This is a genomic window from Poseidonocella sp. HB161398, assembly GCF_005870025.1.
Classification (GTDB): Bacteria; Pseudomonadota; Alphaproteobacteria; order Rhodobacterales; family Rhodobacteraceae; genus Mangrovicoccus.
In genome coordinates this window covers 17,934-36,218 of sequence record NZ_VATA01000063.1, presented here as the reverse complement: position 1 = coordinate 36,218, position 18,285 = coordinate 17,934, and the positions used below count along the sequence as shown (strand labels likewise).

The following is an 18,285-nucleotide window of genomic DNA, read 5'->3' as shown; positions in this document are numbered from 1 at the left end:
TGTCGATGCGGCGATGCAGCAGCTCCGGCTCGACCGGGCGCTGGTGCTGCTGATCGCCTCGGGGCTGATGACGGCGGCGGTCGATGCGCTGTCCCGCGCCATCCGGTCCCGCCTGCGCGCCGCCACCCCCCACGAGGTCAAACCCGACACCTGCTGACCATGACGCGGACCGGGAGACATCACAGAAATGGAACGGTCCGGCACGACAATGCAAACCCGATCCGGTCGCGGAAGGGTTATGCTCTCCGGGCCCGCAGGAAATTGGGAGGGACAGGCAGGCATGGAACAGCGCTTCGGCACGCTGCCCGCGATACACGAAATTCTGGCCGCAGCGCCAACGCGCGCGGCGGCCGCGGAGCATGGCCGCGATGCCGTGCTTGCGCTGGCGCGGGAGGCCGTGGAGGTCTTGCGCAAGGGCATCGTCGCGGGAACCGAGATGCCGACGTCGCGCGAAGCTGCCGCCGCAGAGATTGCGGACGGGATTTCCGCCCGGCTTGCGGCGCGCAACCTGTCGAACATGCGGCGGGTCCATAACATGACCGGAACGGTACTGCATACCAATCTCGGCCGCGCCTGCTATGCCGAAACGGCCATCGAGGCCGCAACTACCGCGATGCGGCATCCGCTGGTCCTGGAATACGATCTCGAAGCCGGACGGCGCGGGCAGAGGGACACGGCGGTCTGCGCGCTGGTCGCGGAAATCACCGGGGCCGAGGCCGCCTGTCTTGTCAACAACAACGCCTCCGCTGTCCTTCTGGTGCTGGCCGCACTGGCTGCCGGCCGGGAAACAGTGGTGTCGCGGGGCGAGCTCATCGAAATCGGCGGCTCGTTCCGCATGCCGGACGTGATGGAGGCCGCAGGCACGCGCCTGCGCGAAGTCGGCACCACGAACCGCACGCATCTGAAGGACTATGCCGGCGCCATCGGGCCGGATACCGCGCTGCTCATGAAGGTCCATACCTCGAACTATAAGGTCATGGGCTTCACGAAGGAGACGGCGGTGGCGGAACTCGCCCCGCTGGCCCGGTCGCACGGCCTGCCGCTGGTCGACGATCTCGGCTCGGGTGTTCTGGCGGATCTGGCGCAATGGGGCCTTCCGCGCGAACGCACAGTACAAGAGGCGATCCGCGAAGGCGCGGATCTGGTGACCTTTTCGGGCGACAAGCTGCTGGGCGGACCGCAGGCCGGATTCATCGCAGGCCGGGCTGACCTGGTCGCCGCCTGCGCGAAGCATCCGCTGAAACGGGCGCTGCGGCTCGACAAGGTGCGGCTGGCCGCACTCGAAGCCACCCTGCGTCTCTACCGGTCCCCAGAGCGGCTGCCCGAAACCCTTCCCGTCATCCGCCAGTTCGCCCGCTCCACGGGCGAGCTGGAGGCCATGGCCGGGCGCCTCCTCTCCTCCCTTTCCCGGGCGCTCGGCCAGACTTTCACCGCTGAAATCGCGCCATCCCAGGCGCAGATCGGATCCGGGGCCATGCCGCTCCAGACCTTGCCCAGCCGCGCCTTCCGGATCCCCGCCCCGGGCGACCGGGCCGAACGCCTGGCCCGGGCCTTCCGGCAGCTTCCGGTGCCCGTGATCGGCCGGATCGCACAGGGGGCCGTCTGGCTCGATCTCCGCTGCCTCGAGGACGAGGACGGCTTCCTGTCCCAGCTGGTGCATCTGCCGCGTGCCATGGCCGGAACAGGCTGCCTTGCTGGAGAGGACACATGACCGAGGTTTTCATCTGCGACTACATCCGCACGCCGATCGGCCGCTACGGCGGCGCGCTCGCCGCAATGCGCGCCGACGATCTCGGCGCGGTGCCGCTAAAGGCACTGATGTCCCGGCATGACATCGACTGGAGCGCCGTCGACGAGGTCATCTTCGGCTGTGCCAACCAGGCGGGCGAGGACAACCGCAACGTGGCGCGCATGTCGCTCCTGCTGGCGGGGCTGCCTGACAGCGTGCCCGGCACGACGGTCAACCGGCTCTGCGGCTCGGGCATGGATGCCGTCATCACCGGCGCGCGGGCGATCCGCGCAGGCGAGGCGGACATGGTCATCGCCGGCGGCGTCGAGAGCATGTCCCGGGCGCCTTTCGTCATGCCGAAGGCTGGAACTGCCTTCAGCCGCACGGCGGAAATCCATGACACGACTATCGGCTGGCGGTTCGTCAACCCGGCAATGGACGCCCTCCATGGCACCGACTCCATGCCCGAGACCGGCGAGAACGTCGCCGAGGAATTCCAGATCGGCCGAGCTGACCAGGATGCCTTTGCCCTCCGCTCGCAGCAGAAGGCGGCAGCGGCGATGGCCAATGGTCGTCTGGCGCGGGAGATCGCGCCGGTCGCGATTCCGCAGAGACGCGGCGATCCGCTGCTGGTCGAAACCGACGAACACCCGCGACCCGGAACGACGGCGGAGGGATTGGCAAAGCTGGCGGCCCCCTTCCGCGCGGGCGGTTCGGTGACCGCCGGCAACGCCTCCGGCGTCAATGACGGCGCCGCCGCGCTGATTCTCACAAGCCCGACGGCGGCGAAGCGGTACGGCCTGGTGCCGATCGCCCGCATTCTCGGCGGGGCCACTGCGGGCGTGCCGCCCAGGATCATGGGCTTCGGCCCTGCCCCGGCTTCGCAAAAGCTGATGGCAAGGCTCGGGCTATCCCAGGAGGATTTTGCCGTGATCGAGCTGAACGAGGCCTTCGCCTCGCAGGGCCTGGCCTCGCTGCGCGCGCTCGGCATCGCCGATGACGACCCGCGCGTGAATCCCAATGGCGGGGCGATCGCGCTCGGCCATCCGCTTGGCATGTCCGGCGCGAGGATCACCGGCACGGCCGCCCTCGAACTGAAATCCGGCGAGAAATCGCTGTCGGCGATGTGCATCGGCGTCGGCCAGGGCATCGCCATCGCGCTCGAGGCCGTCTGAGCCCGAACGGAAGCACATAGAAAGGACACCACATGGAAACGCGCCACTCTCGATTGGTCATACTCGGCTCGGGACCGGCTGGCTTCACAGCCGCGGTCTACGCCGCCCGCGCCAACCTGAAGCCGCTCCTGATCACAGGGACGGAACATGGCGGCCAGCTGATGGGCACGACGGATGTGGACAACTGGCCCGCCGATGCCGACGGCGTGCAGGGTCCGGAGCTGATGATGCGCTTCCAGCAGCATGCAGAACGCTTCGAGACCGAAATCGCCCATGACCATATCAACGCGGTCGAGCTTGGCGAGCGGCCGTTCCGGCTGACCGGAGATGGCGGGCAGTATACCTGCGACGCCCTGGTCATCTGCACCGGGGCATCGGCGATGTATCTGGGCCTGCCGTCGGAGCAAGCCAACATGGGCCAGGGGGTCTCGGCATGCGCCACCTGCGACGGGTACTTCTTCAAGGACAAGAAAGTCGCCGTGATCGGCGGCGGCAACACCGCCGTCGAGGAAGCGCTCTACATGACGAACATTGCCTCGCACGTGACCCTGATCCACCGCCGCGACGCCCTGCGCGCCGAGAAGATCCTGCAGGATAGGCTGTTCGAGAAGGCGGAGAGCGGAAACCTGGACATCCGCTGGAACGCCACGCTGGATGAGGTTCTGTCCGATGCGAAGGGCGTCACCGGGATCCGCATCAAGGATACCCTGAGCGCCGCCGAGAGCAGGCTGGCCCTCGACGGGGTCTTCATCGCAATCGGCCACCGGCCCAATACCGAGCTGTTCCAGGGCCAGCTGGAAATGGAGAACGGCTATCTTGTGACCAAGGGCGGACGGTCGGGCATGGCGACCCAGACCTCAGTGCCCGGAGTGTTCGCGGCAGGGGACGTGCAGGACCAGATCTACCGCCAGGCCGTGACTTCGGCGGCCTCCGGCTGCATGGCCGCGCTCGATGCCGAGCGCTTCCTTGACGGCATGGCTGCCGTGACCGCACCGGAGGTCGAGACGGAACGCGCCTGACCCTTTCCGGGTCACGCGCTGCGGCCGCTGCGGGCTCCCGACCCGCAGCGGCCGTTCCTGTTTCCGGGCTCAGCCTTCGGGGGGGACCGGCACGCTGCCGCTGGGCGGGGCGGCCGGGCGCACCAGCTCGTAGCGCGTTGTCCAGCGCCCGGGACCCTTGTGGAGCGCCCGGAGCTTCTCCGCCACATGGGCACCGGCGACCGTGCGGCGCAGGTGCAACCGCTGGGTCTCGATCCAGGTCGGCGTGCGGAAGCGCTCGATCCACACTTCCGGATCGCGGATATCGCGGCTCAAGGTCCAGGCCCGGGCCCCGTCGCGCAGGCGTGCACGCCGCCGCTCGGCCATCACCTCCAGGAAACGGTCGGTGTCCCCGGCGCCGATCCGGTACTGGATGCTGGTGACGATCGGGCCGCTCTTGGGCAGCATGTCTATCGAGGCTTCGGGCGTGACCCAGGGTGCGTGCTGGTCAAGTCCGGACGCATCGAGCTCGCGCAGCGGCAGGACTAGTCCCAGCCCGGCGAAGACGGCAAGCAAGCCGCCGGAGGCGATCAGCGCCGGTCCCGTTCCGGCCTGCCCTGCCACTTCGCCCCACAGCCATCCTCCAGCCGCGTATCCGGCAAAATTGCAGGACTGGTAGGTGGCATGGCAGCGGCTGAGGACCCATCGCGGCGAGCTTAGCTGCACGGTGGTGTTGAAGCTCGCCAGCGTCACCAGCCAGAACGCCCCGGCCAGGGCCGAGGCTGCCATGGACAGCAGGAACCAGGAACTCGCCCCGAGGATCGCGGCGGCTGCGGCACAGGCCAGGAAGCCGATCCTGATGCAGGTCTCCAGCGGCCACCGGCTGCGCATCCGGGTCCCCAGCAAAGCCCCCAGAATGGCACCGCCGCCGAAGCCGCCCAGCAGCAGCCCGTAGGTCTGCGGCCCGCCCCCGACGAGATCGCGCGCCACCAGCGGCATCAGCGCCATCACCGAAATGCCCGCCAGGTTCAGCGTGAAGCCGCGGAGGCAGATCACCAGATGCGCCGGAGACATGGCGACATAGCGCAGACCGGCCACGATCGCGCTGCCGATGCTCTCGGGCGGCAGGCGCATGTCGCGGGGCGGAGTCTTCCAGCGCGACGCAGCGACGAGGATGGTGAGGTTCGCGCAGGCATTGACGAGAAAGGCGGCGAAGGCGCCGACGCCGGCGACAATCGCCCCTCCAATGGCCGGGCCGACGCTGCGGGCGATGTTGAATCCGACCGAATTCAACGCGATGGCGGGCGCAAGCTCCTCCTTCTCCACCAGTTCGCTGACCATCGTCTGCCAGCCGGGGTTGTTGAGCGCCTTGCCGGAGCCGATCAGGAAGGTGAAGGCGAGCAGGCTCCACGGCCCGAGCGTTCCCAGGAAGGCCAGCGCGGCCAGCGCGGAAGACATGGCCAGAAGATAGGCCTGCGACCACAGCACCGTTGTCCGCCGCCCGAAAGCATCTGCCATCGCGCCGGCGGGCAGGGAAAACAGCATGACCGGCAGGGCGACGGACGTCTGCACCAGCGCGACCATCTCGGGCCGCGCATCAAGCGATGTCATTAGCCAGGAGGCGCCGACCATCTGGATCAGCCAGCCGAAATTGGCCGAGAGTCCTGTCAGCCAGTAGAGAAGGAAACGTCGGTTGCGGAACGGGGCGAAGGGAGAGGCATCCGGTTCTGCCAAGGGGCGTGGTCTCCTTTTGGTCTGTGCCCCCGTGATAGCTGCCGGACCGCAGGCAGCAGGCTCCAAGTTTGTGAACTGCAAGTCAGTTTTTGTGACGTGGGGACGGGGTTCATGACCAGAATGTCTGCACAAAAGGCGATAGTTTTAGATATTTTATCGAGTTATCAATGTTCTGATTTCATTATTTCGACAGACGCTTGCCTGGTTCGTGTTCTGATTTCGTGTTTCCTGTGCGCTTGACCTCGGGTGCTGGCAACGGCTAAATCGGAGCCGGAAGAGAGACATTCCCGGTGGGGTGCCCGGACTTCAACTCCGGCGGGAGGCGCCATGCGTCTCCGGTGGGTTCGACTCCCTCCTCTTCCGCCACTGCGTTTCCGTCTGCCCGCGACGCACAATCGTACGGCCGCGCCACCGGCATGGCGCCACGGCCTTCTCCGGATCGGCGCCATTCAATTGCGGATCGTGCCGATGCCTCCGGAAATTGCGATCTCCGTTCCGTAGGGCCGGGAATAGTCCTGCAGGTTCGCCAGGATCTCGTCCGCCAGGGACCGCTCGGGAACCAGCGGGATGCCCATCTGCGACAGCGGCCGCCGTCCGCCCCCCAAATCGGCCGGATGCAGGCGGATTTCCCGCAGGACACCCCCATCGAAAAGGCTCTCCGCCAGAACTGACACGTGGCAATCCGGATGTTCCAGCTCGGATTTCACGTTCCAGTTCTTCAGCACGTCGTAGCCGGCCCCCATCTGCAGGCCGCATTGGAAGATGAAGTTCGACATCCCGTAGAAGATCGGCCGCCCCTTGTAGATCTCGACCCCTGCCAGCGCGTGGACCCCATGCGCGATGAACATGTCGGCGCCTGCATCGATGGCTTCGCGCGCGATAGCCTGCAGGAAATCCGGAGCGAAATGCTCCAGCGGTTCCTTCAGCCCCTTCACCTTGCCGAAAGCGCCCTGCGGATCGAAGCGCGTCGCCTGATGGGAATGAATGGTCGCGATGAGGAAGTCAGAATAGATCTTGCCGTTCGAAATCGCGGCGAGAATGCCCTTGCGGTCGCCGGGATCCATCTCGTAGCGGATCGAGCCGGGGTCCGAACCTGCTTGGTACCATTGATCGTAGAAGCGGAAACGCGGCGGTCGGCCCCCTGCCTCTTCCCAGGCTCCGGGCCGTTCGCCGTAGGTGTCCGCGGCAATGCCGCGGAGCGCGTCGAGATGGGCGGGCGACACGATGTTGTACTGCGTCAGGCGCAGGGGATTGACACCCGGCATTCCCCCCATCCGGCCGTCGCGCGGCGTTGCCAGGGTCCGCGCATAGGTAGGTCCGAAATGCCCAGTATCCGCGACCGAGTAGAAGCTCGCAAGTCCCACGCGGCCCTTCGGCGTCTCGCGGAAGCGCGCGGCGCGGGCCTCCTGCAGGCAGGCACCGGTTCCCGCATGGGTCAGGCCCAGCCGGTCCAGCGCCTCGTCCGTGGAGACCATCCCCAGGACGCCGCAGTCGAAGGTATGGTTGTTGGCCCGGCTCAGCATGTCGAGCCCCATGCCGCGCAGCGCCTCGCCCATGGCAAAGGGCGCCGCTGTTCCGGCAATCGCATGCGGAAAGGTGGCGAAATCGACCAGGCTCGATTCCATGTTGCCGAAGGAGATATCGGCCGCGCGCAGCAGACCGGCGAAATGTGAGAACCGCGGGTCGCTGCGGGCGAGAGGCTGCGGACAGATCAGGTCCCCGACCGCGGCCACGGTGAAGGGCGCAAGCAGCTTCGCCCCGGTTTCCGTCGCCCGGCTCCGCGAGGTGACCCAAGGCGGCGGGGACGACAGATCCTGCCGGGCAGGCGCACCCATGGCTGAACTCCCTGCTCAGGCCGCGATCAATCCCGGGCGCGGCTGTCGCGGAAGATGCGGATCACCGAAGGATCGATGCGCAGCACCGCCGCCTCACCGCCGCCGAGCATCGCGCCCTTCATCGAGCGCGCCGACAGCCGGTGACCGGCAACATGCATGATGTTTTCGACATGGCTGCCGAGAAAGATCGACCGGTCGATGGTCGCGCGGAACACGTTCTGACCCGTCGCTCCGGGATCGACCAGCCGCGTGTGCTCGGGCCGGAACATGATCTTCACCGGCTCGCCGACGCGAAGATCGCCATCCACGCCGGGGCCGCAGATCGTGCCGATCGGGGTCATGCATTCCACCTGGCTGCCCGTGCCGATCGCCGTCACAGTGCCTTCCAATTCATTGGAGCATCCGACAAAATCCGCAACATAGGGCGTCATCGGCTCGTTGAAGATATTCTGCGGATCTCCGATCTGTGCTGCACGTCCGACCTCCATCACCGCGATCCGGTCGGCAAGGGCTGCTGCCTCGATCTGGTCATGGGTCACGTAGATCGCCGTGAAGCCGAACTGCTGCTGCATTTCGGTCAGTTCGTCGCGCAGCCGCTCGCGCACCTTTGCGTCAAGATTGGACAGCGGCTCGTCGAAGAGGATGAGCCCGTCATTGGCGACTAGGGCCCGGGCCAGCGCAACGCGCTGCTGCTGGCCGCCCGAAAGCTGGCCGGGAAAATTGCCCGCAAGATGTCCTAGGCCGCAGGTCGCGAGTACCGCATTGACCCGCTCGGCGATCTCTTCCTTCGGCGTGCCCGAGACCTTCAGCGGATATGCGACATTCTCGGCAAGGGTCATGTGCGGCCAGAGCGCGTAGGACTGGAAGACCATTGCAAGATTGCGCTTGTTTGGCGGCAGGGCAATGCCCTGCTCCGAGCAGAACACCGTGCGGCCATGCACCTCGACGAGACCTGCCGTGGGGAATTCCAGCCCGGCAATGCAGCGCAGCAGCGTGGTCTTGCCGCAGCCGGACGGCCCAAGGAGCACGAGAACCTCGCCCCGGCGGACTTCCGCACTGACATCCTTGAGAGCCGTCACCTCGCCGTGCCGAGTCTGGAAGACCTTTGTCAGGTTGCGGATGCTGACCATGCTTTCGGCCCGGTCACGACCTCCGTCCTCCATGTCGATCCTGTTCTCCATGATGGTCATCGCGCTCTTTCCCTCCTTGCGGTCGAACCGCATCCCTGGCCAGCCCGTCCGCATCCGCAGCGCCCCTTTCGCAGGCGTTCCGATGCGCGCGCGGGACCTCCTCCGGCCCCTGGCCATCATGCCACGCTGACACGAATGCCGGTCATGGCGAATAAATTCGGCGTTCTACCAGATCACTTTGGCGTCTTCGAGACGCCGGATCTCCTCTTCGGGCAGGCTCAGGAGCTCTCCGAAGACATAGCTGTTGTCAGCCGCGAGCCGCGGCGCGGTGCCGTAGATCCGCGCAGGCGTCCGCGACATGCGCAACACCGGCGCAATCGTCGTCCTGCGGCCAAGCACGGGATGGTCGACCTCTGCAACCGCGCCAGTTTCCCGGACATGCGGATCGCTGAACAGATCCTCGGCCTTGAAAGAGGGCATCGCGGCGACGCCATGCGACTGCAGCAGGTGCATGGCCTCGACATAGCCCAGCCCCGCACACCATTCCCCGACCAACGCATCCAGCCGTGCCTCGGCGGCCTTCCGACCACTCGCCGTGGACAGGGCCGGGTCTGCCGCCCAGTCCGGATTGCCCATTGCCGCGGCCAGCCCCTGCCATTCGCCATCGGTCGCCACGGCAATCGATATCCATTCGTCCTCGCCCTTGCAGCGATAGACATTGTGCGGCGCAAGGTGCGCATCGCTGTTGCCGTGGCGCTTCGGGCTCCGCCGGTTCATGGCGTAGTCCATCATCTGGTCGCCGATCATCGAGTTGATCACCTCGCAGGAAGAGCTGTCGATATATTGCCCGCGGCCGGTCTGGCGGCGTACAGTCAGCGCCATGAGCGCGGCAAAGACTGCCGCCGTCCCGGCCCGCGCATCGCCGCCGGAATTCGTCATCGTGTTCGGCTTTTTCTCCGCATAGCCGGTCAGGTGCGATACACCGCCGACGGACGTGAAACAGGGGTTGTATGCCGCGTAGCGCTTCAGCGGGCCGGTGCCGCCGAAGCCCGAAAGCGACAGCATGATGATATCCGGCTTGACCTCGCGCAGCGCGCTGTAATCCAGCCCGAGCTTCGCCATCACGCCCGGCCGCATGTTCTCCAGAACGATATCCGCCGTCGCGACCAGCCTTTTGGCAAGCTCCCTGCCCTCTTCCGTGGACAGGTTGATCGAGCAGCTTTTCTTCGACAGGTTCACCTCGAAGAAGTTGGAATTGCCTTCGAGGTCGTCCGCGACGCCATCGCCGCGATGCGCACGCTGCTCGTCCGGGCGGGCGCGGGTCTCGACCTTGATCACCTCCGCCCCGAGCGCTGCGAGCTGCATCGTGCAGAAGGGTCCGGCGAGGACATGCCCGAAATCGATCACCCGGACGCCGTCGAGTGCCCCCTGTGCCTGCAGTTCAGCCTGCGTTCCGTCCATCAGATCGCTCCCGTATGCGACAGTTCCGGCCGGCCGGCCGGGGCCTGGCCAAGCACCGCTTCCGTATCCGCTCCAAGGAGCGGCGCAGGGCGCTTCGGCCCCGGATCGAAATCCGACAACTTCGTCGGCTGGGCCACGTATTCCAGCGTGCCCGCAACGGGATGGCCGATTTCGGTGAAATGGCCGCGGCCGCGGAACTGCTCGGAACGGAACACGCCCTCCGCCGTCAGGATCGGCGCCGCGGCCGAACCTTCTGCCTGCACCGCGTGGAACAGTTCGTCCTGCGTCACGGTAATCGCCCAATCGGCGAGCCGCTTGCGGAGTTCGTGGTAATTGTCAGAACGGCCCTTCTGTGTGTCGAAGGGGGGCTCCATGCCCCAGGCGGGCTTGCCCATGGCGCGCCACAGGCCCTCCCACTGGCGTTGCGAGCTGAGGATCACAACGGCGTATTCGCCGCCCTTGCATTCGACCAGGCTCTCCAGAAGCCGTCCCTTGCCGGTGCGGTTCGGGCTCTTGCCGTCATCGACATAGCGGCGCAGCTGAGACCGTTCGAGATGCATCATCGCATGCTGGACCGAGATATCGACATGCTGCCCCGTGCCGCCGTTGCCGCGCCAGAACAGCGCTGCCAGTGCCGCGGTGGCTCCGGCCATGCCGCCATCGTAGAGTCCCAGATAGCCCGGCCCCTGGCAGGGCGGCACATCTAGATTGATCGCCCACATCGGCAGCAGGTAGCCCTGCCCGCTGGCATGGTAAAGGTTCAGGTGCTCGGCCCGGAAACCGGCATACGGGCCGGTCTGGCCGAAGGGCGTAATCGACACCATGACGAGACCGGGATTGAGGGCTGCGAGGTCGTCGTATCCAAGGCCCATCGCCGCCAGTTCGCCCGGCGCGCGATCCTCGATCAGGACATCCGCATCGGCCACGAGCTGGCGGAACAGTGCCCGCCCTTCCTCGGTTTCGATGTCCAGCGCGACGCTCTTCTTGTTGGTATTGAGATACAGGAACGTGCCCGAAGCTTCCGGATCGGGCCCGTCCCCGGCGAAGGGCCCGAGGTGGCGGGCCCGGTCGCCGATGCCGGGACGTTCCACCTTGATCACCTCAGCGCCGAAATCCGAGAGCAGCTTGCCGCAATAGGGGCCTGCGACGAATTCGGCCAGCTCGACGACTTTGAGGTCGAGTGCGTCCGTCATGCCTCGGCCCTCGCGGCCAGCTTGACGATGACGTTGGACTGGGTGTGGACCTGCCCGTCCTGGTTCTCGGCCCACACGAAGAGTTCCACCAGCCGCTGGCCCTGGCCGTCGATGAACTTGCGCTCCACGCGGCCTTTCACCCAGGTGCTGTCGCCGAAGAAGTTGAAGCGGCGGTCCTGGCTGTCCATCGACACGACGAACCCGTCATCGCCCATCCAGTCGGTAACGATGTGAACCAGCATCATCTCGTTGTGGATGCCGCCGGCATTCGCAAGCGGCGAGCCGAACATCTGTGCCGCGCGGTCGGAATAGTGCCAGTCGCGACGGAAGCGGTGCTCGCCGGTGAGGTCATCGACCGGATGGGTCTGCAGGTGGCTGCGCATCGCGGCCCACTTGATCGCGAAGGCATAAACGTAGCAGCTGACCACGGTGCGTGCCGAGCTGTCGCAGACGTCGTAGATGCCCTTGGCCAGAGGCGGCAGCTCCTCGCCCTCGACGACGTCTTCCCAGTAGCGGATCTGCTTTCCGCGCCGCTTGGTTCCCGCGAGCTGAGCATCGAAGTCGTCGTGGATCTCCCTCAGCTCGGCTTCGGAATATTTCGTGTAGGTCTTTCCCGCGTATTTGGCGCCGACCTTCGACTCCTTGCCGCCGGCCTTGTCCTTGCGTTTCGACGGCGGCGTCGCAAGGTAGATGTTGCGGCCGGTCGCGACGGCGATGGTCTCGCCGCGCTGGTTCACGAAATGGCGCGGCACGCTCTCGATGAACATGCGGTAGGGCTTGCCGCTGACCTGCTTCTCGACGAAGCCGCCATAGGTATCGAAGCAGGTGAATTCGTCGCCCGGCCGGAACGGCGCGAAATACTCGTGCTTGTTGCCCGCCGCCAGGCGCGCGACGCCCGGCACGCGCAGCCGTCCGCCGAAGGACGAGCCGAAGGAGATGCAGGATTCGTAGAGCGGAGGCGCGATGATGCCGCCCCACCGGGTGTTCTGGGCATAGGTACGGTTGCGCCAGATCGGGTTCGGATCGCCGATCGCGTCAGCGAAATGGCGGATCAGGTCCTCTGTCACCAGCGCATTGAGGATGCCGCGCTCGTATTCGTTGTCCATGATGTCATGGATCGGAACCGGCAGCTTGCGCTCTCCGCGGCCCTCGTTGAACTGCGCGATCCGCTTGTCGAGCTTCTCGTTCCACTCCGCGTCGGACAGGTGATCCCAGTCGGTATCCTTCAGGTTGCCATCCATGCGCTCGCCCTCCCTCTTCGTCGCCTTGCCGATGCCTTCGCACGGTTTTGCTGATCATGATTGTTGGACAATTTAGTACTACAAGAATCATGTTCGCGTCAAGCTTGGTTTTCCCCGCTGTCGGCGCCAAAGCCGGCGGAGCTTGGCGCTTGCCATGAAGAACGTCCTCGGCTTGAATGCGAGCTCCAACTGCGGAGACCATGATGACCGGAAACAGCCCCGCGCCAAGCAAGCCCTCGAGCCAAGGGCAAGCAGCAGTTGCCGATTCCATCCGGCAGGCAATATTGTCGAACGATCTTGCCCCGGGTCAGAGACTGGTCGAGGCGGAGCTATGCGAAATGCTCCGGACCAGCCGGGGAACGCTGCGCGCGGCGCTTGCCGAGCTGGTGCATGAGGGCCTGGTGGAACGGATCGCCAACCGCGGTGCGCGCGTCCGGGTGGTCGGTCTGGAGGAAGCGCTGCAGGTCGCGGAAATCCGCCTCGCGATCGAGCAGGTCTGCATCACTCAGGCTATCGCGCGGATCACGGATGAGGAGGTTGCGGAGCTCCGGCTGATGGCGGCACAGCTCGAGGCCAGGGCCGCGCAGCAGGATGCGGCGGGATTCGCGGAACTCACCCGGAAGGTATTCCAGTTCTACGTCAGGGTTTCCGATCATGCCGTCGGACAGGAAATCCTGGAGAAGCTGCGCGACCGGATGGCACGGCACCGGCTGCGCCTGACCTACCGGCCCGGCCGAGCCCAGGTCTCGCTGCCCTACTGGCTGGACATCATCGACGCCATCTGCCGCCGCGATGCACCGGCGGCGCGCGAGGCGCTGCGGCGCCATGTCGACAACGTCAAGGAAACCATGCGTGCGCTTTCGGTCGGAGAGTCGCCGTTGTCGAGATAGCTCCCCGCACCGGCACGGCAGACCTCCAGTTCTCGCGCACCTGCCGCTCCGGGCCGGACGGAGGAAGTCGGCATCCCGCCGCCAATGGACGGCCCGCCGGCGAGAGTCCGGAATGGCGGGCGCTCCTGCAGGAGCGCCCGCTGGGGATCGGAGCGGCAACGGGCCGCTAGCGCACCTTGCGGGCGTTGCGGTTGTTGAGCCACAGCACGGCGGCCATCATGGTGGTCGCGATGGCCCAGATGATCAGCGCGAAGGCGGTCATCAGCGGGAAGCTGCCGTTCTCCCAGAGGTCGAGCAGCACGGCGCCCACGACCCCATTGGACGTGCCCGAGAGAATGGCCGAGGCCGTGACCTCGCCCATCATGTGGATGAAGACCAGCACCCAGCCAGCAGCCAGCCCGTGCAGCGACAGCGGCAGCAGGATCTTGCGCATCGTGGTGGTCTCGGAGGCACGGCAAACCCGCGAGCTTTCCGACAGTTCCCGGCCCACCAAGATCGCTGCCGAACGCGCTGCCGTGGAGGCGTAGGGAATTTCCATCAGCAGATAGGCCAGGAACAGGATCCAGATCGTGCCGTAGATGTCGAAGGGCCATTGGGCGAAGGCAAGGATGAAGGCCACGCCGACCAGGGTATGAGGGAAGGTGGCGGGCAGCATGGTGATCAGATCGACGACCTTGCGCGAGCCCATTTTTTCGAGAAGGCCCTGCCGCACGCCCGCCCCGTCGGCGAAGTGGTTGGCATAGAGCATCAGGAAACCCGCGACCGCCATGATCACCGTCGCGCCCGTCGTCGCGAGGAAGATCGAGTTCGCCAGCGCCCGGGTGGTGGCCGGGTTTACCGTCAGGACCGTGACGTAGTTGTCGAAGTTCAGGTAGTCGAGCGAGAAGTTCAGCGACCAGAAGGGCTGAAGCGACACGGCCATCAGCGCCAGGAGCGGCAGCACCAGCGAAATCAGGATGTAGCCGACGAAGACCGCCTTGGTCACGTAGCGCAGCTTGCCCAGGCGCGTCGGCGTGTGCCGGGCGCCCTTGCCGCCGATGGTGGCGTGCCTGCCATGGGGAAGGAATTTCCACTGCACCATCCTCAGCGCGAAAACGACGACAAGCATCCCGAAGGCGAGTGTGATCGCCGCCTTCTCGTTCGCCGGGTAATCCGTGAAGTAGCGGAAAATCCGTACCGAAACGACTTCGATCTGCCCGGCAGTGCCCAGGATGACCGGCACCGCGAAGATCGCGATGCCGTTGATGACCGACAGGAGCCATGCCTCGAAGATGGCAGGACGGATTGCCGGCAGCGTCACGGTCAGCCAGGTTCTGAGCGGTCCCGCCCCCGAGATGCGGCAGGCCTCCTCGATCGAGGGATCGAGGCTGCGCAGGGCCGCGGAGGTGATCAGGTAGATCGCCGGGACGAGGTGGATCGACAGGGCGAAGATCAGCCCCTGCATCGTGTAGATGTCGATCGGACCGGTGCCGCCCATGACCTCGCCGCCCGTGAACCAGCGGAACGCGACGTTGAAAAACCCGATCCGGGGGTCGAAGAGCACCACCCAGCCCAGCACGCCGGTCACCGAAGGCAGCATCAGGGGTGCCACCGGCATGAAATTCCCGACGCCTTTCAGGCCACCATCCGTGCGTTCGGCCACCACCGCCAGCGCGGTTGCGAAGACCAGCGCCACGAGGCTGGATATCGAGACCATCGCGAAGGTGTTCCACAGCACCTTTCCGATCCCGGGGCCGAGCCCCTCACCGGCAATGTCCGTTCCGCGCCCGAAGACGAGGCTCAGGAGCTGTCCCGTGGGATAGACCATCAGGAACCCGATGCCCAGAACAAGGAGCGCGGCGATCACCGCGATGGGGCGCCAGTTCGGCCTCAGGGCCGGCCCGGGCGTACGGGGCAAAATGTCGACATCCGATGCCTGCAAGGCAATGTCCTCCTGTCGCTCGTCGGTGCCTGGCTCAGGCCAGTCCCATGAGTTCGATGATCTTGTCGCGATGTTCTTCGGCTGATTCCATGTCCGGCTCGACAAAGCCCGGCTTGAGTTCAGCCGTTCCAGGCGTACCGTTCGGAGATGCGGTTTCCGCATTGAGGATCTGCTGGCCCTTCTCGGACATCATGAAGCTGCAGAGCAGCCGCGCCGCATTCGGGTTTGGCGCCTTGGCCGAGACGGCGAACGGAGAGACCACACCGGAATATGTATCGTCGGGAATGATGGCTTGCACCGGCGCGCCCTTATTGATGACCGAGTACGCCTGCGTGGTCGAACAGGGGAAGAACAGGCTCGCGCCCCCTGCCGCAACCTGCTGGATCGAGGCCGGTCCGCCGGAACCCAGCTGGAACTCCTGACGGCCGAGTTCGCGCAGGAACTCCTCGCCCTTGGTGCGCAGCAACATGTCGTAGGATCCGAAGGCGACGAGCCCGACCGAACGCAGGTCGACCGTGATCAGCCGTCCCTTCAGCTCCGGCCGCAGCATGTCCTCCCACTCCGCGGGCAGGTCCTTCACCATCGCGGTATTGGTGCCCATCGTGTGCGGGTTGATCGAAATTACCGCGGAATAGCTGTTCTTGAAGGCTTCGGGCCACGCGTCGAGACCGGGGACATGGGCCGGGTCGAGATCCGCGATCCAGCCCTTCTTGTGGAAGGCCTCGAACAGCAGCGGATCGCCTGCGACCATCACGTCGGCCACGGCCTGGCCGGCCTCGGACTCTGCGGTGTAGCGCGCCGCGACCTTGGACGAATTCAGCCGCTGGTATTCCAGCTGGATGCCGTATTCCTCCTTGAAGGCTTCTCCCAGGGCAATGACCAAGGGCTCGGCGGAGCCGGTGTAGAGCATGACCTTGCCTTCGGCCTGCGCCGCGGCCACGGGATCGTCGCTGTCCTGGGCCCAGGCGCCGGTGCGGATCGAGAAGCCGCCCACCATCGCCGAGGCGGCTGCCAGGCCGGTCGTCTGCAGGAAGCCGCGACGGCTGGTCCGGGTCTTGCTATCGTCTGTCATTTGAATTCCTCCCTGAATGGCCGGGTTACTCCCTTTCCCGGCGGTTCTGGCAGCGGTTCCGGTCAAGATGGCTGCCACATCTTGTCCACGCCTTTCCCATGCATGGATAGATCGGGAAAGGCGCGGGAGGAACGGGCCGTCAGGCCCGCCCGTTCTTTTCTGCAAGAAGCGCGTCCCAGTCGGACGGCAGGCTGATCGCCCGTGTCACGGGGAAGCCGATATAGCCGTTGCCCGAACCGATCATGGCATGGTCGCGATCCGGATCCCCGGATACGACAATCATGAAGTCCTCGGGTTTCGAAACCATCTGGATGTCGCGGTTGACATCCATCGACGTTCCCAGCTGCTCGGGCCAGCACTTCTCGTTGATGCCGCGATAGAAGCGGTTGAGGATCATCCCGGAAAGACGAGAAACCCGCAGCTTGGCATTCTCGTAGAAATGCCTGCGCACCTTGTCCTTGGTCCAGCCCTGATCGGTCAGCACCTTCAGGATTGCCGGCGTGATCACCACCAGCGGCCGCGTCACCATCCCGCGGAAGAAGAACTGGATGAACATGTTGTTGTCGGCCATGCGGGCCTCGATGTTCTTCAGTATCTGCTCCGCGACCGGATCGCCCACTTCGATGGCCTGGGTCATCTCGGTGCAGGACGTGACCGTCACCATGTTCTGGCCGAAGGCATAGCCCTCTTCCTCGCCATGGGTGGGCCAGCCCATCTCCTGCGCGGCATCCTCGTTCTCGGCCAGCACGATCCGGAAGTTGCCGCCGTAGCAGCCCTTGTCGGTGCCGTGCGGGATGAAGCCGCAGACATTGCGCAGGTACATCCGCCAGAACCGCCCGACCGAGGTGTTCGCCTGGAATCCGGGGCGCAGCGCGGCCTGGAGGCAGTTGAACTTCAGGTCCTTGATGATCTTCCCCGAAAGGATGATCTGCGTTTCGGTAGCGGGCGTGTGTCCGAGGTGTTCGACCCCGAACTCCTTGTCCATCATCGCTTCGGTGATGGCGACCAGCACGGGCATGTATTCCGGGCGGCAGCCCGACATCACGCCGTTGACGGCCACGTTCCATACCGTCGCCTCGCGGTTCGCAGGCAGCGCGGTGCCCAGAACCTCGTCCGCCTTGCGGTCGGTGAAGCGCAGGAACTGTTCCACCTTCTCGAGCGTCGGCGGGACGACCGGCAAGCCCTCGGACCATTCATTGGCGAGGAAATGCTCGTTCACCTCGTCGAAGCTGCCTTCGAAGATGATGTCCGTCCTGCCGGGTTCGGCGGACGCGACGGCTTCATCGGGCTGTATGGTCAGCCCGTCGATCACCTGCTGCAGCATCGGACCGGCGACGGTCTTCTCGAGCTGCGCGTCAGTGACGAAATTCACATGACCCGGATGGATCGTGTGGGGGAGATTCGGCATCCCCAGACCCTTGGCAGTCTGCTTGCCCTGATTCACGAAACCGGAACAGAGCATGGTCACTGTCGGATAGCCCAGGCTTTCGACCAGGGCGGAGGCACGCGTCACGGCGGCCGTGCAGGACCCTCAGCAGCCGACGCCGACGATCACCGCGTCGACGTCGTGTTCCTTCAGCTTCTCTGGAAGCGCCTCGAGCACCGCATGCTCGTTGGCCCCGTGGATCTCGCCGAATTCCCGCCATGAAATGAACTTGATGTCCGGATATTTCGCAGCGAGCTCGCGCTCCCAGATATCGAACATCTTGTCGCCCTTGAACACCCAGTCCCAGAGCTGCGCGACGGTCTTGCCGTTGAGGTCGTCGAGCCGCTTGGCAAGCTGGTGCCCGTCATGCACCTGCCGGCCGCTCGGCCAGACGACCTTGTAGGTCTCCGCCGCAAAGGTCTGCTTGTCGTCCATCCGAACGAATTCCTCCGCAGTTTCGGGCGCCTCGGGCGCGCCCGGCCCCGGCGGCACGATGCGGCC

Annotated in this window: 14 protein-coding genes and 1 tRNA gene; 5 read left to right on the top strand and 10 right to left on the bottom strand. The window is 65.6% G+C overall.

Annotated elements, in window-relative coordinates; genetic code table 11:
* The first annotated feature begins 187 nt into the window (after positions 1-187).
* Genes selA through trxB form a run of 3 tightly spaced genes read left to right on the top strand, consistent with a single transcriptional unit; the run spans position 188 to position 3,923 of the window.
* Positions 188-1,711 carry an L-seryl-tRNA(Sec) selenium transferase gene (gene selA, locus FGX59_RS29815; protein WP_240722796.1) on the top strand — a complete coding sequence of 508 codons (1,524 nt, stop codon included), beginning with the start codon at positions 188-190 and terminating at the stop codon, positions 1,709-1,711.
* Positions 1,708-2,904: a 3-oxoadipyl-CoA thiolase gene (gene pcaF, locus FGX59_RS29810; protein ID WP_138471238.1), complete on the top strand. Its 1,197-nt coding sequence runs from the start codon at positions 1,708-1,710 to the stop codon at positions 2,902-2,904. The genes selA and pcaF overlap by 4 nt, the downstream gene beginning before the upstream one ends.
* 32 nt (positions 2,905-2,936) lie before the next feature.
* Positions 2,937-3,923: a thioredoxin-disulfide reductase gene (gene trxB / locus FGX59_RS29805; RefSeq protein ID WP_138471236.1), complete on the top strand. Its 987-nt coding sequence runs from the start codon at positions 2,937-2,939 to the stop codon at positions 3,921-3,923.
* Positions 3,924-3,992: 69 nt separating this feature from the next.
* Here trxB and FGX59_RS29800 read toward each other — a convergent pair whose 3' ends face one another.
* Complete coding sequence (locus FGX59_RS29800; RefSeq protein WP_171060893.1) at positions 3,993-5,615, bottom strand: MFS transporter; 1,623 nt, start codon at positions 5,613-5,615, stop codon at positions 3,993-3,995.
* A 272-nt stretch (positions 5,616-5,887) separates the two neighbouring features.
* Here FGX59_RS29800 and FGX59_RS37835 point away from each other — a divergent pair.
* Positions 5,888-5,981, top strand: a tRNA-Sec gene (locus tag FGX59_RS37835).
* Between the two features lie 83 nt (positions 5,982-6,064).
* Here FGX59_RS37835 and FGX59_RS29795 read toward each other — a convergent pair.
* The 5 genes from FGX59_RS29795 to FGX59_RS29775 form a co-directional block, all read right to left on the bottom strand.
* The gene (locus FGX59_RS29795; protein WP_138471232.1) at positions 6,065-7,450 is read right to left on the bottom strand and encodes a CapA family protein; all 1,386 of its coding nucleotides are present in this window, start codon (positions 7,448-7,450) and stop codon (positions 6,065-6,067) included.
* A gap of 26 nt (positions 7,451-7,476) precedes the next feature.
* The gene (locus tag FGX59_RS29790) at positions 7,477-8,640 is read right to left on the bottom strand and encodes an ABC transporter ATP-binding protein (protein ID WP_171060892.1); all 1,164 of its coding nucleotides are present in this window, start codon (positions 8,638-8,640) and stop codon (positions 7,477-7,479) included.
* Positions 8,641-8,805: 165 nt separating this feature from the next.
* Positions 8,806-10,041 (bottom strand): CaiB/BaiF CoA-transferase family protein, encoded by a 1,236-nt coding sequence (locus tag FGX59_RS29785; RefSeq protein WP_138471229.1) that lies wholly within the window; start codon positions 10,039-10,041, stop codon positions 8,806-8,808.
* Complete coding sequence (locus FGX59_RS29780) at positions 10,041-11,234, bottom strand: CaiB/BaiF CoA-transferase family protein (RefSeq protein ID WP_138471226.1); 1,194 nt, start codon at positions 11,232-11,234, stop codon at positions 10,041-10,043. Before FGX59_RS29780 ends, FGX59_RS29785 begins: the two co-directional genes overlap by 1 nt.
* Entirely contained in the window at positions 11,231-12,475 is a 1,245-nt protein-coding gene (locus FGX59_RS29775) for a MaoC family dehydratase N-terminal domain-containing protein (RefSeq protein ID WP_138471223.1), read from the bottom strand. Before FGX59_RS29775 ends, FGX59_RS29780 begins: the two co-directional genes overlap by 4 nt.
* Before the next feature lie 203 nt (positions 12,476-12,678).
* Between FGX59_RS29775 and FGX59_RS29770 the strand changes: the two genes are divergently transcribed.
* Positions 12,679-13,365, top strand: a complete 687-nt coding sequence (locus tag FGX59_RS29770; RefSeq protein ID WP_171060891.1) for a GntR family transcriptional regulator — start codon at positions 12,679-12,681, stop codon at positions 13,363-13,365.
* Positions 13,366-13,531: 166 nt separating this feature from the next.
* On the opposite strand, the gene FGX59_RS29765 is transcribed toward FGX59_RS29770, so the two are convergent.
* The 4 genes from FGX59_RS29765 to FGX59_RS29750 form a co-directional block, all read right to left on the bottom strand.
* Positions 13,532-15,262, bottom strand: a complete 1,731-nt coding sequence (locus tag FGX59_RS29765) for an iron ABC transporter permease (protein ID WP_171060890.1) — start codon at positions 15,260-15,262, stop codon at positions 13,532-13,534.
* Positions 15,263-15,320: 58 nt separating this feature from the next.
* Positions 15,321-16,424, bottom strand: coding sequence for an ABC transporter substrate-binding protein (locus FGX59_RS29760; protein WP_138471217.1), 1,104 nt, complete (start codon positions 16,422-16,424; stop codon positions 15,321-15,323).
* Positions 16,425-16,497: 73 nt separating this feature from the next.
* On the bottom strand, positions 16,498-17,766 hold the full coding sequence (locus FGX59_RS29755; protein WP_138471215.1) for a hypothetical protein: 1,269 nt from the start codon (positions 17,764-17,766) through the stop codon (positions 16,498-16,500).
* A gap of 123 nt (positions 17,767-17,889) precedes the next feature.
* Complete coding sequence (locus FGX59_RS29750; RefSeq protein ID WP_138471213.1) at positions 17,890-18,219, bottom strand: hypothetical protein; 330 nt, start codon at positions 18,217-18,219, stop codon at positions 17,890-17,892.
* Positions 18,220-18,285 lie beyond the last annotated feature (66 nt).

Bases quoted from the DNA above. Each gene is read 5' to 3' on its own strand.
- selA (WP_240722796.1), top strand. From the start codon at position 188: ATGGAACGGTCCGGCACGACAATGCAAACCCGATCCGGTCGCGGAAGG.
- FGX59_RS29755 (WP_138471215.1), bottom strand. From the start codon at position 17,766: ATGCCGAATCTCCCCCACACGATCCATCCGGGTCATGTGAATTTCGTC.
- FGX59_RS29750 (WP_138471213.1), bottom strand. From the start codon at position 18,219: ATGGACGACAAGCAGACCTTTGCGGCGGAGACCTACAAGGTCGTCTGG.
- pcaF (WP_138471238.1), top strand. From the start codon at position 1,708: ATGACCGAGGTTTTCATCTGCGACTACATCCGCACGCCGATCGGCCGC.
- FGX59_RS29795 (WP_138471232.1), bottom strand. From the start codon at position 7,450: ATGGGTGCGCCTGCCCGGCAGGATCTGTCGTCCCCGCCGCCTTGGGTC.
- FGX59_RS29780 (WP_138471226.1), bottom strand. From the start codon at position 11,234: ATGACGGACGCACTCGACCTCAAAGTCGTCGAGCTGGCCGAATTCGTC.
- trxB (WP_138471236.1), top strand. From the start codon at position 2,937: ATGGAAACGCGCCACTCTCGATTGGTCATACTCGGCTCGGGACCGGCT.
- FGX59_RS29785 (WP_138471229.1), bottom strand. From the start codon at position 10,041: ATGGACGGAACGCAGGCTGAACTGCAGGCACAGGGGGCACTCGACGGC.
- FGX59_RS29790 (WP_171060892.1), bottom strand. From the start codon at position 8,640: ATGACCATCATGGAGAACAGGATCGACATGGAGGACGGAGGTCGTGAC.
- FGX59_RS29775 (WP_138471223.1), bottom strand. From the start codon at position 12,475: ATGGATGGCAACCTGAAGGATACCGACTGGGATCACCTGTCCGACGCG.
- FGX59_RS29770 (WP_171060891.1), top strand. From the start codon at position 12,679: ATGACCGGAAACAGCCCCGCGCCAAGCAAGCCCTCGAGCCAAGGGCAA.